We start from the raw sequence: 14,575 nt of genomic DNA on the forward strand, positions 1-14,575 counted from the left end.
TTAGGCTCAGATAATTTATGCCTCTCGTGTCATCCTCAGGCCATCCGCTTTGAACCCAGCTCGTTCTAAAGCACTCTTAGAGGAACGAGCTCCGGGAGAGACAAAGCTGTAAATCGATAAAGTTCCGCAACCCAATGCCACTGCAACGATCTCATTGAGAAGTTTGGATCCATAACCTTGGTTGCGGAACTTGCTATCGACAAAGACTATAAACTCTCCACTTTGACCATCAATAATCAACGAAGCAAACCCAACTAAATCAATCCCACATCGTCCAATCAGAAGCTTCCGATCGTCAGATCTACTCAAATCTGAAAAAAACGAAGGGTAAAATCGATCAAAAGCTTGCCTTGCCAGTTCTTGACCACCGCGATATTTCGAAACCTCATGGACCAGAGCACTAATACAAGTGAGGCCAAAATCCCGCTCTCTTGGTGAAAATGGCTCGACCGAAAGGCTTTTTCCTATGACCAAAACTCCTTGCGACAACAAATTAGCTGACGACTGCAAAATCCGTTTTCGTTACGGCTGTTCTCCTAGCAGCTTTTGAGCCCTAGCTACTATGGTCTTTCGCCCTCGATGTTCTGTCTCAAAACGAACCACCAGATCCAGCTCAGAAGGGCTCAGCAGGTCAAATCTTGCGACTATTTGATTCGCCGATAAAGTCTGATAGTTAGGAATTATGACATCGATCTCGCCATTGGAGACGTCAGCAACATTGACATCATTTACCGGTGCTAAAGGTCGTGACTTAGCATCTAGGTCACCAGCACCACTCTCATCTGATTCTGTCAAATCCGCCAAAACCGTTGTCTTCTCGCTGGCCTCCGCCTCGACTGTCGTTGTTCTATCAGGCTCAGAAGAAGGAACATCTGAATAAAAACCACCATCGTTAGAAGTCGACGATGAACCACCCGGAGTGGAATCATTACCCAGTATGAACCTCGCTAGATCGCCCCAAGGTTCAGGCAGCACCGAAGTAATTCCATCCGTCACAGAACGTCGGATATCTTCAACTTGGGTCTTTACCTTATTGCCCGTATAGTCGACGGCCATCTTTCCCATGAATTTGGCCACCATAGTACGCGACTCTACGATAGAGCGACCATTTTCAACGGCCTTTGGCAATGATTCCGCCACTGATGTTATTATTCCAACTGGGGCATATACGAGGTAGTCGAGAACCTTAGCAATATCTTCTTCTTGCACCGTGACATCAATTCCTTATTTCTTGGTAGAAAACCACCAATAATCATTACAAAATCTTACACACAGTCGCGGCAATAAGTATGTTCCTTATCAGCTAGCTGGGTAAGTTTCTTCACCAAAAAACAACTTTGGCATACAAACTCGTCGGGTTGCCTCGGTAAAACCGTGAGCGCGATATCTGATCTATCGTCGGAATCATCGTCGTCATAGTCCTCGTCGTCTGAATCAACGACCACGAGACGTTCTTTTAGAATGTCATCGAGACTAGCCTCTACCTCTTCTTCAATCTCTTCATCGTCATCGGATTCATCATCTACATCTGAATCCGGGAGGTCAGCATCGTCGTCGTCATCGACCAAAATATCGTCTGGTTCGAGTTCTTCCTCTTCCAACTCATCGACATCAAGCTCTTCTAGATCTTCCAAATCGTCAGGATCGTCGAGAATCTCTTCATCGTCGAACTCCACATCGTCTAGTCCCTCGTCAAATTCGTCGTCTAATTCGTCGCCTAATTCAAGATCGTCGCTCAAACCCGCATCATCGTCGGGCTCTTCAAATTCGACTGCCTTCTTCCGAGCCATAAATTGTCCTTTCAATAACTTTATAAAATGTCACAGAGATCATCAACGTCATCCCTATGACCAAAAAAATACCCAAACCGGCCTGAATCGCTTGCAAATATAAATACTTCGCATAGTGGATCAAGATTAATACAGATTTTGTTCCCGAAAGAATCTAGTAACTTGGAAGCGGTTATTATGCCTGTTATGTCGATTAGTGACTATATCGATCTTTCCGCCTTGTCAATCTCACGCTTTATCGAATCCCTACGACCCAAAGAACCATCGCTCAAATCAACATGTAACATAGATGATGATATTCGTTGATGGCGCGCTACTTTCGAAATTGCCTTAAAAAGAAGTTGAGCAACCTCTCTATAGCTCTCATGTCCCTGTGGTTGGGATCGCAATTCAATCAAATGCATCAATTCGCGAGCATTTGCCTCAATTTGAAAGCGCACTCGATATGCCATCGGCACAAGATACGCACTTATGTCACTCCCATATCTTTCATCAATCCTGGCATGTAGCTCCAAAGGCGCTTCAAGCGCCTTTTGGTACCTAACCTTCTCTTTTGTCTTGAGTCGGCTAGAAGCATAGCTGCCAAGATCCATTGTCAAGGTTTGCCAGGAGATGTTGAGCATCCGGTGACGCTGAAGGTCGCGAAAGGCACCGTAATCGGTCTCTATCTCAAATAGATAACGACTACGCTCAAAGGCTCTCGAAGGGCGATGGCGTCGGTTCAATCGTTCACCTATGTACCCTTCAAACAAGTGGTCTAGCTCTATTGCTGTAATCGAATCGAGATAGCGATCTATTTGAGCGGCTGACAACTGAGTCATCTCAAAGAGTATTCCACTGGCAACTCGGCGCTCCCCGTCTGTGTCAAAAGAGATAAGGCGGACGCGACATCCCAACTCTCCCGTCAAACAATCATCATCTTCTAGAGGATCGCTGTTGGTCGCTCCTTTAAGTTCCCTTCTGGTGGAGATGTGGCGTGTATCTGAAAGATACTTTACCCACGGATCCCGCCGATCATTGCGATCAAGTCGAGAGACCAAAGAAGGAATCTGCGAATATAGCTGTCTTTGAAGCGACGCTCCAAGTCTTTGTATCTCCATTAGCGGATGCGCCAATAGGTGAAGGGTCAACGCCTCAAACGCCTGCGCAGAGCCGTAGACGCCAACGTTTGACTTGGTTGAAGCAGGTAAAAGACCTCGCGTAGCATCCAGTGCCGCAGCTCTTAGTGTAGCCCTTTGCAATGGCGAGTCCTCACTAGAGGTTGCGCCATCTTGAAGCAACCTAGCCATGACCTCCTTGGACAATGCGGCATACTCCACAAAAAGCTCATCCATGGCATTTGAAAAGGCCAAGGGGTCGTCGCCTTGTAACTCGGGTGGGGTGTAGTAGCGAAATTTCCCATTGGAATCGAGGAGGTCGTATGGTATGTAGCGAGTCGATTGTTCAAGATATGACATCAACCTGGGGCGCTCAAGCACCTTAGTGGCAATGTTAGATATGTTCTCAAAGGAAAAATGAATCGATCCAAGTTGAGCCACCGAATCATCCCCATAGTCGGCCAAAACTCGAGAAAAAAGGCCCTGGGCCCTAGCTACCCCCTGTCTGGATTGGTCGCTAACCATTTCATTATCATAAAACTCATCCAAAAACAGGCGGCGAATCGACTTTGGAGAACGAGAATATCTGGCAAACAAAGCTGCCTTGGTAACTTCGGGGAGGTTCGTTATCGAAAAGACGTCCTCTTCGATACTGGAAAAGTAACCGCTGAGGATCTCTTTTTCAATTTCAGTAAATTCTTCGGTCATTGCCCAATACATTAGGAGCATTTGAGGGAAATGGCTTCAATAATGTCTATCCAATAGCGGTATTTTAAGATCCCAATGGAAAATTCATCCACTCTGGCAGTGTTTGGCAAACCCTACTCGTCAATTGGTATAACTCTTTAGCTGGGGCCGAAAAGGCAAATTGGCCAAAAAAAGCGCTAGCGTGCAACCTTAGTACAATGTCACCGCTGAACTCTGATGGAAGCCTCCACGACACCTCGACACAAAAGGCGATTCAATGACGACAGGTTCAAAGCTACCTGCGGATCGTCCACCACCGAGGCTAACTGGCGCGCTAAATCGATAATCTGCTTCATGAATCGAACGAAGTCTCCACCAGGGACTCCATGATCGCCTATGACGCTGGCGAGGTCTCTGCCTCGAGCCCAAGCGCCGGCGTAAACCATAAATCCGGACTCGACTGATTTGGTTGGAGGAATTCTAAGGCGGGACTCCTCGCGATTTAGTTCCGCCCTAATATCGCACACCAAATTAAATCTCTTTTCAAGTTCACGAGATGGGAAACGATCCGACCCTGGAGCTGAAGTACGCGGCTCATAGACAAAGACCGACAGAAGAGATGCAAGCTCAACTGAATCTAACCCCGCAAAGACTCCATTATCATAGGCAAGAGCGATCAACAGATCAGATTCATGAAAGAGACCAGCTAGACGCTCGCCCTTTGTTGTAAGTTCCCAGTCAACAACAAAATTGTGAGTCGTGAGCACCTCAAGGACTCGATCAAACTGCCTAGCCAAGGACTCTGTATTGGACTTAACGCTCTGTCTGAGCTCCCCAGTTGTGAGTTGAATCCGCCGGAGCCGCTTTATCGCGGCTATATGTCTCGTAAAGTCTGGACAACGTCGAAGCTTATCCCGAAGTTCGTTCATCTCATCTTCATTTGCCTCCTCGAGCTCTCTTTGACCAGTGCGACGCTGGAGCAATGGCTCTACCAACAAACAGTCGGCTATTGGCATATCCCTTAAATGGTCAGCTACAAGATGAAGATAGTCATGGTCCTTGGGATCGTACTGGACCTCTACCTCGATGCGACCAACGACCTTAGGAATAAAATCGATCGTATTGGGCCGCAGAAGGTACTTCTGACCACTTGTACTGATCGCCCACGCGCTAATTCGCCCGCCCTTTTTCTTCGAGCTAGAGACGATAGCCAATCGTGTTGGAAAATGAGACTCTCCCTCGCTGGGTGCTATGATGACATCTCCCGGTCTTAACCTAGAGAGATGGAGGTGGATCAAGCGCTCTGGAGGAGGCGCAACGCCAACCTTTGGAGCCCGATCCTTCTTCTTCACCGAATCATATATAGCCTCAACGTCACCCAATTCACACGACGCCGCCTCTAGCAACTCATCTTCTTGGCTTCTAAGCTTGGCCAATCGCGCCTCTAAACGCACTATCTCTGCGTTAGATCTAAATTGTGCAAATGAAAGATTCAACAAGTTGTGCGCAATCTCGGGCTCGAAACTCTTCACCAAATTAGCGGCCATATTGTAAGTGGGTCGAAAAGATGAAGTAAGGGGATAGCTGCTTGTCAGCATCAAATGAGAGACTTGATCGAAGCTTACAAATGGAGACCAAAGCGAAAGGCAATAACCTATCTCGTCGATTCCGCGACGTCCTGCTCGCCCTGAAAGCTGTGTATATTCACCCGGAGTAAGAAGCTCATGAGTCTCGCCGTTGAACTTGTTTAACTTTTCAATCACAACGGTCCGAGCTGGCATATTGATCCCCAAGGAAAGGGTCTCGGTCGCAAAGACAACTTTCACTAGCGCTCTTGAAAAGCACTCTTCAACTGCCTCTTTTAGTGGCGGGACCATCCCCGCATGGTGCGCCGCTATACCGGACTCTAAACCAGCCATAAAGGTCGAAAACCCTAAAGCTTCCAGATCTTCCGTTGAAAGATTAGTAATAGACCTATCGACGATTGCACGAATCTCGCTTCGCTCTGCCGGGGTCGTCAAACGTACCGAAGCACGCACCAACTGCTCAACGGCTGCTTCACAGCCTTGTCGTGAAAAGATGAAGAAGACAGCGGGAACCATCGATTCATCCTTCAAGAACTCGACCACCTCAAGGCGTCGTGGAACGCCGCTTCGTCTCAGCGGCCTCTTTCGAACGATAAGCCCTTGAGAGCGAGGATCGTCATAGCGTGAGCAATCTGGGTTAGGGCGACCATCTACTATTGCCTCCATAATGTTTAGGCCATTGAATCGATCTTCGGCAACTCCGTAGAGATGCACCAACTCAACGGGACGCTTCGTCTCAACCACCACATCTGTAGGGCCTCGAACGGTTCTAATCCAATCACCAAACTCCTCGGAGTTGGAGACTGTTGCCGATAGACAAACCAAAGAGACCGACTCAGGGAGGTGAATAATCACCTCTTCCCAAACCGCACCGCGATAAGGGTTCTGCAGATAATGGACTTCGTCCATAACCACATATGCCAATCGGCCCAGATCGGCATTACCCTCATAGAGCATGTTCCTAAGTACTTCCGTCGTCATAACCACAACTTCAGCATCTGGATTTACAACGTTATCCCCCGTTAGAAGGCCGACCCGATCGGGACCATAGAGAGTTATGAACTCATAAAACTTTTGATTTGACAGTGCCTTTAGAGGAGTCGTATAAAAGACTCTCAGACCCAGCGAGAGAGAGCGATCAACGGCATATTGAGCCACCAGCGTCTTTCCACTTCCCGTAGGAGCAGCAACCAGTATCGAACGATCCATGTCGATCGCTGCAAAAGCCTTCAGCTGGAAAGGATCCGGCATCAATCCTGTTCGTTCGATAAACGATTTGTAACTAGGAGTAGTGAGCAATGGGGGCTATTTCGTCAGTTGATTAAAGCTTTGATACAACTGATCTTATGGCAAATTCTAAAAAGAAAACCACCTTAGCTAGGTATTTCACAATTAGCTAGCCTTGATCTCTTTTTTCTCGCGAACCAAAACTCTTCCAATCAGGATCGCCACCTCATAAAAGACCACCAAAGGGATCGCTAGAGCAAACAGTGAAAACGGATCAGAGCTAGGAATCACAACAGCTGCCACTGTAACGATTATTACAATTGCCCATCGTCTAACCGAGGCTAGCTTCTTTGGGGTAACAACTCGAGCAAGTTCAAGAGCCACAAGTAATACCGGAAACTCAAATGAAGCCCCAAAGGCCGCCATGAGCAAGAATATCAGGTTCAAATAGCTTGAAGGCGTGTAGATCTGCTTGAGCTGTTTCCCACCGGCTGCCTGCAGAAAGGCTAATGCGTGCGGAAAGATAAAGTAAGCAACATATGCACCGCTAACAAAGAGAATCAAAGACGCTAGGACAAATGGAACCGCATATTGCTTTTCCTTTTTTCGAAGGCCCGGCGTAATGAAACGCCATAGTTGCCACAAAATTACCGGCAATGCAAGAAAGACTCCGCCATATCCTGCAATCTTAATTCTCAGCGCAAAGCCATCCAAGGGACCCGTCACATAAAGCGAACATGAGGATACTCCTGATACGTGACAGTAAGGCTGGGTAAAGAAATTTAACGTTTGGTTGTAGAAGATATAAGAGATCACCGATCCAACCAATATCGCAAGTGCAATCTTGGTCATTCGCGATCTAAGCTCCGCCAAATGCTCAAAGATGCTCATCGAGCCATCTTTATCACCTTTGTGTTTGAGCGATATTCTAGGTACCTTTATATTCTTCAAATTCGAGACCAACTGCTAGTTTAGGAAACTTCTTAGTTCCAATAGGGATCTGCGTTGAATCCTAGATGATCCACGCCTTCAATTGGGCTCCATGGACGTAAAGTCGCATCGGCACTCCAGCTTAACGACAAATTAGCCCCACCAGACGTATTAGCGCCTTGGGGGTCGACGTTAGATTCCTCTTGGGTGATCGAGTTGGTCCCAAACATAGATGCTGCATGCGCTTGTGAAGGCGCCACTGCGGACGTAGTCAATAGTGAAGCTGCAGCACCTAGCGGTCCTTTGAGAGACATGGCTGAACCTAGCGGTCCTTTGAGAGACATGGCTGAACCTAGCGGTCCTTTGATTGAACCAATAGAGGAGTCCACAAAGGATGAGATAGGGCCTACACTCTCGGTAATGGTACTTAGAGCACCATTCATCTCGGTCTGAATGCGCCCACGAACCTTCTGAAACTCATTCCAGTACTTTCCAATTTGGCGCATTGCGACAGGAAGTTTGTCGGGTCCAAGGACTATCAAAGCAACAGTTGCAATAATCAACAACTTTGTCGGATCTAAGTTGAACATATCAACCAAGATACTCTGTTATTGGTGACAACGTTGAGCGTATTCTAAAGATAAGTGATGATAGGTCACATTAAGAACTCCCACCTTAGAATACTCACCTGGAACCGACAAGAAACTACTCTTCTTTAGTAGACCCCTTCTCTATAAGTCGATCCAGCCAACCATCATTTGAAATCTGACAGTGAAAGTCCATCAGCTCGTCATAAGAGATTGGTTCGCCTTGATGGTCCTCTTCGAGTTCCATCGGCATTCTCCAAAAACTCATGGTCACACCCGACGACAATAAAATATCTACAACAGCCTTCTCAGCAGGCTTGGAAACCCTATAGCGGCAACTAGGGCACCTAAAATTGTAGGAGGCCTGCCCATCTGTTGAACAAACCATAACTTTGATGTCTGCTAGCGTCAATTCGACATCACCACAGGTCGGACAGCTAGCCTTAATTAAAGGCATCGCGACTCCCTTCGCAAATTTGCATCCATACAAATAACCTAACAACGTGACTAATTTTTTTTACGTTGCTAACCTTGGTTATCGACCGCGAAGATTAAAAAGTTGAGGAGAACGTTAGGTGAACCGCTCAAGCTAAAAGCATGTCAATTGAGACTCAGTCATCGACTACAGAATTGCGATTCGGTTAAAGGGATAGTATCTCAAAACTACCTGCCCCACGAATAGCGAACCGGGAACTGGACCAAAAAATCGAGAGTCGTACGAATTTCCACGGTTATCTCCCATCATGAAATAGTCACCGGGCGGAATTTTAGTCGGCGGAAGATTGTAAGTGAAATCCCCCTTGGGTAGATAAGGTTCACTGAGCCTCGTGCCATTTATATAAACGTGTCCATGTGAGGCAGAGATCGTCTCACCCGGCAAGCCAACTACCCTTTTCACCAGATCTTTGATCGTCGGGTCGACCTTGTCTGCAGCTGGACGAACGAAGACGACCATGTCGCCTCTCTTGACGCCAAACAAGGCAAAATTTACCTTTGACACAACAATTCGATCATTTATCATAAGAGTTGGTATCATCGACCCAGATGGAATATAGAAAGATTGAAAGACAAATAACCGAATTAAAATCGCAAAAGTGATCGAAAGTCCAAATGCTATTAAATTCGGGCGTAACCATCGTCTTGGCTTATCCGAACGAGCTAATTTAGCAGCATTCTTACCGGCTTCATTTGGATCAGACAAAGTTTCTCCTCGGACCTCGGAATTCGGCAAAAATACACCAACAATTCCGATTTAGCTTACAAATCGAACAAAAGAGCTTACAAACTCTCAATCAGCTTATCTACCCTATCGTCTTCAGATCGAAATGGGTCTTTAAGCAGTACCGTCCGTTGCGCTTGATCGTTCAATTTAAGGTGAACCCAGTCGACAGTAAAGTCGCGGCGCTTCTCATTTGCACGCTTTATGAATTCCCCACGAAGCTTGGCACGCGTCGTTGAAGGAGGGGTCTCCACCGCTGCTTCAATAGCCTCATCGCTAACCATTCGCTCGACAAAACCACGCTTTTGCAGCTTGTAAAAGACTCCACGATCTCTTGATACGTCGTGGTACTGAAGGTCGATAAGTGAGATCTGCGGATGGCCCAGCGTCACATCATTACGGGCCATAAACGCCTCAAGTAGATTGTATTTAATAACCCAATCACATTCGCGGCCAAGCCTAAATGGGTCGATGGCTATATTCTCTAACACATAGATCCACATATCGAGGGCTTTGGACTCCTGATCGGGCAATCCTTGCAGATCACGATATTTGACTGCGCGTTCACAATATTCATTCTGAATCTCAAGTGCGCTTAGCTCGCGCCCATTGACTAGACGGATCTTCCTGGTGCAGGTGAGGTCGTGCGAGATCTCACGAATGGCACGAATTGGATTTTCAATGGACAGATCACGCAACACCACGCCGGAATCCTCAAGCATTCTCAACAAAACCGTAGTCGTTCCGACTTTGAGAAAGTTTGTATATTCACTCATATTGGAGTCGCCGACGATTACATGCAGGCGTCGATACTTCTCGGCATCCGCATGTGGTTCATCTCGAGAGTTGATTATCGGTCGCGAACGGGTCGTTGCAGAAGATACGCCCTCCCAAATATGCTCAGCCCTCTGTGAAATCGAATAAACCGGCCCTCGAGCGGTTTGGAGGACCTTACCCGAACCAGCAAAGATCTGACGAGTCACAAAAAATGGAATGAGGATATCCGAATATTTTGAAAAATCATCGGTCCTAGTGGTCAAATAGTTCTCATGACAACCATATGAGTTTCCGGCCGAGTCGGTATTATTTTTGAATAAATAGACGACGCCCCGAATGCCCTCTTCTCGCATTCGAGCCTCAGCCGAAAAAACCAATCCTTCTAAGATCTTTTCGCCTGCTTTGTCGTGTGCCACCAAGTCATAGAGCGAATCACACTCAGGCGTGGCATATTCAGGGTGTGAGCCTACATCGAGGTAGAGTCTGGCGCCATTTCCTAAAAATACATTCGAGCTTCTGCCCCAAGAGACGACCCTTCTAAAGAGATATCGGGCCACCTCGTCCGGACTGAGGCGGCGCTGACCACGCAACGTGCAGGTAACCCCGTATTCATTTTCAAGGCCAAAGATTCTCTTTTCAAGTGTCAAAGCATTCTCTCCATATACATCTTTGACCCAAAACGCCGTTCGAACCAAGATCTCCAATAATTTTAAATTCGCCATGGTCGTTTCTGGCCAGTGAAGCGTCGATAGGGTCACCTAGCCGCCTAGACCTAGAGGGAAAAGTATTTCCCTCTAGGTCCCTATCATACCTTCATCGAAAAATTCACTCCTCGAGCAATTCACTCAATTCGCTTCCAATGATGCGCCTAAAAGTACGGCGACCATTCTTGTCCTGTAATACTGCAACCTCAAGATCATGGGCCCCAAGCTTTCGTTCTGGACCACCTAAGGCTAAGATGGCCGAGGCTAGGGTACCTTTTAGGGAGTCCGAGGCGTCGTAAGTCTCGCCAAAGCGAGTCGCAATTGCATCCGATTCGCCTCCTAGAACCGTAAAACGATCTTCGTCCATTACCGTACCGTCGTAGAGAATATGGAACAATTGCGACCGAAAGTTCTTCCTTCCGAGTTCAGCGACGAGTATCTCAACTTCAAGGGGTTTCATCTCATGGGTAAAGACTTGACCTAGATAAGAGGCATAAAGATTGGCAAGCGACCGAGCATCCACATCATCCCTCGAATAGGCATAGCCTTTGGTATCAGCGTGACGAATCCCTGCGACTCTAAGTTGGTCAAATTCATTGTATTTACCAACGCCGGCGAAAGCTATGCGATCATAGATCTCCGAGACCTTGTGCAAGGACTTAGATGGGTTCTCAGCACAAAGAAGTATCTCATTTTGAAAGATCGCACAAATAAGTGAGCGGCCACGAGCAATTCCCTTTCGAGCGTAGTCTGCTCGATCCTTCATTACCTGTTCAGGTGCTACGTAATACGGCATACTCATTATTGGCCGCCTCCAATCCCTCTACGATTTCCAAATACTTCTACCGCGATTGCACCGATCTCTTCATCACTAGCGGCTTCAAAGCCCGCACTAGTGATAGTTGCAACAACTGGGAAGATCTTCCTTGCCAGGTCGGGACCGCCAGTTGCTGAATCCTCTTCGGCTGCTTCAGTCAAAGCCGAGATAGCAAGTTCGAGCGCACCTTGGCGAGAGAGTGGAACATCTTCCCTCAGACCTGCCTTGATAGTGCCCTTTGCGTCCCTACCACCCGAACCGGTCGTCTGAAATGCAACTTCTTCATAACGCCCACCTGTAATGTCGTAGGCAAAGATTCTCCCGATCCCACGGATCTGATCCCATCCAGCAAAGAGTGGGACAACGGCGAGACCCTGCATTGCCATGGGCAAATTAGCTCGGATCATCTGCCCTAACTGGTTCGCCTTACCCTCGAGGGAGAGCACGACACCCTCGACCTTTTCGTAATGTTCCAGCTGGGTTTGAAAAAGTCGGACCATTTCAATTGCCGGACCCGCTGCACCTGCTATGGCCACTCCTGAGTAGCGATCAGCCGCAAATACCTTCTCGATCCTACGATGTGCAATAAAATTACCCTCAGTGGCTCTACGGTCTCCCGCCATTACCACCCCATCGGAAAACTTAAATGCAACAATTGTTGTGCCGTGAGGAACGCTAAGTTGACCATTGGAAGTGCTCAAAGAAGAAGCAATGCCTCCACTGTCAAATGGAGACAGACCTGCCCTCTCGAGCGTCTTCAAAAAATTCGGACCTGGGTCCTCTGTTGGACGAAAAATCGGCAAACTCACCGTAACTCTCTCCTATCCACTTCTACCTGAAACGGACTCTAACCATTACCTTATTACCCTACGGCAGTGATCAACAATTCCGAACACTTCCAAGGCAGCTCTTAGGCCGTTCAAGCAAATTCACTTTGGTGCAATTTCCCTATTGAATTGCTAAAACTTCATTGGAATTCTACAACCCTCCAGTCGCCCGAAGTGGATCAAAGTTCGCCTGCACTTTTTCATTTAGGCCATTTAGGTCATTTAGGTCAATGGCACTAAAGCATCAAAGCACAACCAGGCAATGCGCTGGTGCAACGAAAGATTGCATCTAAAAGAACTAGCAGCTCCATAAATTTAAACCAATGGGAGCGCAATCCCCTCCGTAAGGGAGGGGTCAAGCGACCCCATCCTTTCTTGGTCTCCCTGATTTACCTCTTGGGAGTTTCTGGTTTTCTATGTACTTCTTCACTTCCTCTAATGGGGCTCCACCACAAGACACTATCGACCATGAGGGTGACCAGAAGTGGTTCCCCCACAAAGCATCTCGGACTTCCGGCCAGTTCTTTGGCTTGCTCTCATGGCTGCGAGCGTCTTCATCAACATCACCATCCTTGATAAAGCAACTTTAGCTGCGTTGGTTATCGACAGGTGAGCATGATCACCGTCTATCTCAAAAGCATCGGAGATGGAATCAAAACGAGTACACACTTCAATGAGAGCGGATTTGATCTCGTTACTTACTCTGTTCGTCATCACATAACGGCGATATTTAGGAGCCAGTACAATGTGGGCATGAAATTGATATAGACCACATGCCTCGGGTTACGCCAATCATCGATCACGAACTTCGGGTGAGCACTTCTTTACTCTTGCCATAATGATGACTCCTTAACCCAAGACTTGGAGTCTCCAAGATTTCCGGGGCGTATCAAAAAGATAGCTCCGCCACCCACCGTCATATATAGCAATCCAAAGACACCGACAAACCAGCCATAGGCCGATCCGCCCAAGCGCGAGCTCCACTGGCATGCATATCCAACTAGTGGAATCCGAATGCCCAGTTCAGCCACCACTCCTGCAACTAAAAGTTGTCCGACTCCAACCACCAACCACCAACCACTCCCAAATGCTTGCTGGTCCAAAGTTATTTAGGGCGTCGCCATAGGCGAGAAAAATTCCCGTCCTAATCGAAATAATCGAAGACGAGACTCCAAAAAGAGTAAAAAAACGAAGAGACCGACTCAAATCCTGGACATAGCCAAATCTAGCCATTTCATCGCTTGTATCGCTTTTCGTGGTCGGCTTGATCCGACGCCGATCTCGACTAACAATCAAAACGCACCCGGTGAGTGTCAAGATAGTTGGCACATTTGCTTAGTTGGATCTTGGCGATCTATCTGGTCCTTTAATTCACGATTCCAGATGTAGATAGTTGTCTTTGGTATCTGGACTTGTTTAGCCAAATCGGCGATTGCACCTCTGGGTGCATTGGGATCTGACAACAGCTCCCTCAGCCTCTTGACAACAGCTTCTTTTTGATCCTTTGGATAAGGCTTCATCGTGTTCGATCAAAGTTCTCGCCCTGCATGGTTGGTATTCTATTCGAATAGATGCCAACTCCCTTGACACCTAGGGCTATGGAGCAATTGCACTTAGCTTATCTCAAGCCGGTGACAAAAGAAGTGTTCACAGCATTCTTGCTCAAGTGTCTACCCATAGCCGCTTGAACGTAACGATGTTAGATGATAACAAACGTCTACATAACCTTCGTATCTCCTCTACTCCAAACTCTACCCAAAAAGAGATCTACTCTATTCTTGGAGTAGTAGATACCCTAGCTCGAACCAAGAAGGTGATTGCTCAACTGTAGTGCCCAAATCCAGACACCAATATGGTCATGACCTGGGCTTTCATGGGGTGGTTGTCGAGTGGCGGGGAGGAACTTCCCCTCCCCGCTCTCACAGAACCGTGCGTGAACCTCTCAATTCACACGGCTCCTAGCGAACCGACTTTTGGTATTACCCCAAATGACCAGTGAGCCCAAAGATTGGGTTCACGTTCGGCTATTTGAGATAGGTATTTCCAAGCATTTGCTCGTATGCTAAGTCGCCTGTACTTTTTGCGTGCCCATCTAATCAAATAGATATTGATACGACGGAGGAGTTGGCCTAATCTGGATTTGTAGAAGCGTCCATAGTAGTTGATCCAGCCTAAGATCACCGGGTTGTAAAGCCTGGCGAGTTCGGCTATGGTTTGGCCTGTTTGGAGGTGAATACGAAACCGCCTAAGTTCTCTGCCCATTTCTTCTACCGCTTTATCTGAAGCCGCTGGCAGGAAGTTGTTAAACTGCTGCTTGAACTTATTGC

Annotated in this window: 17 protein-coding genes and 1 pseudogene; 1 reads left to right on the forward strand and 17 read right to left on the reverse strand. The window is 47.4% G+C overall.

From position 1 onward, the window contains the following. Positions 1-15 precede the first annotated feature (15 nt). From AXFE_RS05060 to AXFE_RS05135, 16 genes and pseudogenes are all read right to left on the reverse strand, one after another. Positions 16-474: a GNAT family N-acetyltransferase gene (locus tag AXFE_RS05060; protein ID WP_052604791.1), complete on the reverse strand. Its 459-nt coding sequence runs from the start codon at positions 472-474 to the stop codon at positions 16-18. 48 nt (positions 475-522) lie between these two features. Then, a complete protein-coding gene (locus AXFE_RS05065; protein ID WP_052604792.1) occupies positions 523-1,209 on the reverse strand; it encodes a hypothetical protein in 687 nt (228 codons plus the stop codon). Positions 1,210-1,265: 56 nt separating this feature from the next. Continuing rightward, positions 1,266-1,790 (reverse strand): DUF4193 family protein, encoded by a 525-nt coding sequence (locus AXFE_RS05070; protein WP_052604793.1) that lies wholly within the window; start codon positions 1,788-1,790, stop codon positions 1,266-1,268. 200 nt (positions 1,791-1,990) lie between these two features. Further along, the gene (locus AXFE_RS05075) at positions 1,991-3,595 is read right to left on the reverse strand and encodes an FAD-dependent thymidylate synthase (RefSeq protein WP_160291737.1); all 1,605 of its coding nucleotides are present in this window, start codon (positions 3,593-3,595) and stop codon (positions 1,991-1,993) included. A gap of 200 nt (positions 3,596-3,795) precedes the next feature. Beyond that, on the reverse strand, positions 3,796-6,411 hold the full coding sequence (locus tag AXFE_RS05080; RefSeq protein ID WP_052604795.1) for a DEAD/DEAH box helicase: 2,616 nt from the start codon (positions 6,409-6,411) through the stop codon (positions 3,796-3,798). Positions 6,412-6,552: 141 nt separating this feature from the next. Beyond that, the gene (tatC, locus tag AXFE_RS05085) at positions 6,553-7,278 is read right to left on the reverse strand and encodes a twin-arginine translocase subunit TatC (protein ID WP_152625874.1); all 726 of its coding nucleotides are present in this window, start codon (positions 7,276-7,278) and stop codon (positions 6,553-6,555) included. A gap of 92 nt (positions 7,279-7,370) precedes the next feature. Then, positions 7,371-7,907 (reverse strand): Sec-independent protein translocase subunit TatA/TatB, encoded by a 537-nt coding sequence (locus AXFE_RS05090; protein ID WP_052604797.1) that lies wholly within the window; start codon positions 7,905-7,907, stop codon positions 7,371-7,373. 115 nt (positions 7,908-8,022) lie between these two features. Continuing rightward, entirely contained in the window at positions 8,023-8,361 is a 339-nt protein-coding gene (locus AXFE_RS05095; protein WP_052604798.1) for a hypothetical protein, read from the reverse strand. Positions 8,362-8,526: 165 nt separating this feature from the next. Further along, entirely contained in the window at positions 8,527-9,105 is a 579-nt protein-coding gene (lepB, locus tag AXFE_RS05100) for a signal peptidase I (protein WP_052604799.1), read from the reverse strand. A gap of 77 nt (positions 9,106-9,182) precedes the next feature. Beyond that, a complete protein-coding gene (pafA, locus tag AXFE_RS05105; RefSeq protein WP_235347624.1) occupies positions 9,183-10,658 on the reverse strand; it encodes a Pup--protein ligase in 1,476 nt (491 codons plus the stop codon). Positions 10,659-10,725: 67 nt separating this feature from the next. Next, positions 10,726-11,406, reverse strand: coding sequence for a proteasome subunit alpha (gene prcA / locus AXFE_RS05110; protein ID WP_052604800.1), 681 nt, complete (start codon positions 11,404-11,406; stop codon positions 10,726-10,728). Beyond that, entirely contained in the window at positions 11,406-12,230 is an 825-nt protein-coding gene (gene prcB / locus AXFE_RS05115) for a proteasome subunit beta (protein WP_052604801.1), read from the reverse strand. The genes prcA and prcB overlap by 1 nt, the downstream gene beginning before the upstream one ends. 373 nt (positions 12,231-12,603) lie before the next feature. Continuing rightward, a complete protein-coding gene (locus AXFE_RS21335) occupies positions 12,604-12,708 on the reverse strand; it encodes a hypothetical protein (protein WP_407071672.1) in 105 nt (34 codons plus the stop codon). Then, a pseudogene (locus AXFE_RS05120) lies at positions 12,708-13,004 on the reverse strand (transposase); the annotation flags it as partial. The pseudogene AXFE_RS05120 and the gene AXFE_RS21335, both read right to left, overlap by 1 nt. A 68-nt stretch (positions 13,005-13,072) precedes the next feature. Beyond that, entirely contained in the window at positions 13,073-13,318 is a 246-nt protein-coding gene (locus AXFE_RS05125) for a hypothetical protein (RefSeq protein ID WP_152625876.1), read from the reverse strand. Between the two features lie 243 nt (positions 13,319-13,561). Next, positions 13,562-13,768: a hypothetical protein gene (locus tag AXFE_RS05135; RefSeq protein ID WP_052604805.1), complete on the reverse strand. Its 207-nt coding sequence runs from the start codon at positions 13,766-13,768 to the stop codon at positions 13,562-13,564. A gap of 146 nt (positions 13,769-13,914) precedes the next feature. On the opposite strand from AXFE_RS05135, the gene AXFE_RS19895 reads away from it, so the two are divergent. Next, on the forward strand, positions 13,915-14,079 hold the full coding sequence (locus AXFE_RS19895) for a hypothetical protein (protein ID WP_160291738.1): 165 nt from the start codon (positions 13,915-13,917) through the stop codon (positions 14,077-14,079). A 116-nt stretch (positions 14,080-14,195) separates the two neighbouring features. Here the strand turns inward: AXFE_RS19895 and AXFE_RS05140 are convergent. After that, positions 14,196-14,575: group II intron maturase-specific domain-containing protein (locus AXFE_RS05140; protein WP_320408775.1), on the reverse strand; the 380-nt coding region annotated here is incomplete at its 5' end.

Origin of the sequence: Acidithrix ferrooxidans (assembly GCF_000949295.1) — a bacterium.
Classification (GTDB): Bacteria; Actinomycetota; Acidimicrobiia; order Acidimicrobiales; family Acidimicrobiaceae; genus Acidithrix; species Acidithrix ferrooxidans.

Excerpts from the sequence above, each read along its gene's own strand:
- AXFE_RS05070 (WP_052604793.1), bottom strand. The coding sequence starts at position 1,790 with ATGGCTCGGAAGAAGGCAGTCGAATTTGAAGAGCCCGACGATGATGCG.
- AXFE_RS05075 (WP_160291737.1), bottom strand. The coding sequence starts at position 3,595 with ATGACCGAAGAATTTACTGAAATTGAAAAAGAGATCCTCAGCGGTTAC.
- AXFE_RS05080 (WP_052604795.1), bottom strand. The coding sequence starts at position 6,411 with ATGCCGGATCCTTTCCAGCTGAAGGCTTTTGCAGCGATCGACATGGAT.
- tatC (WP_152625874.1), bottom strand. The coding sequence starts at position 7,278 with ATGAGCATCTTTGAGCATTTGGCGGAGCTTAGATCGCGAATGACCAAG.
- AXFE_RS05090 (WP_052604797.1), bottom strand. The coding sequence starts at position 7,907 with ATGTTCAACTTAGATCCGACAAAGTTGTTGATTATTGCAACTGTTGCT.
- AXFE_RS05095 (WP_052604798.1), bottom strand. The coding sequence starts at position 8,361 with ATGCCTTTAATTAAGGCTAGCTGTCCGACCTGTGGTGATGTCGAATTG.
- prcA (WP_052604800.1), bottom strand. The coding sequence starts at position 11,406 with ATGAGTATGCCGTATTACGTAGCACCTGAACAGGTAATGAAGGATCGA.
- AXFE_RS05135 (WP_052604805.1), bottom strand. The coding sequence starts at position 13,768 with ATGAAGCCTTATCCAAAGGATCAAAAAGAAGCTGTTGTCAAGAGGCTG.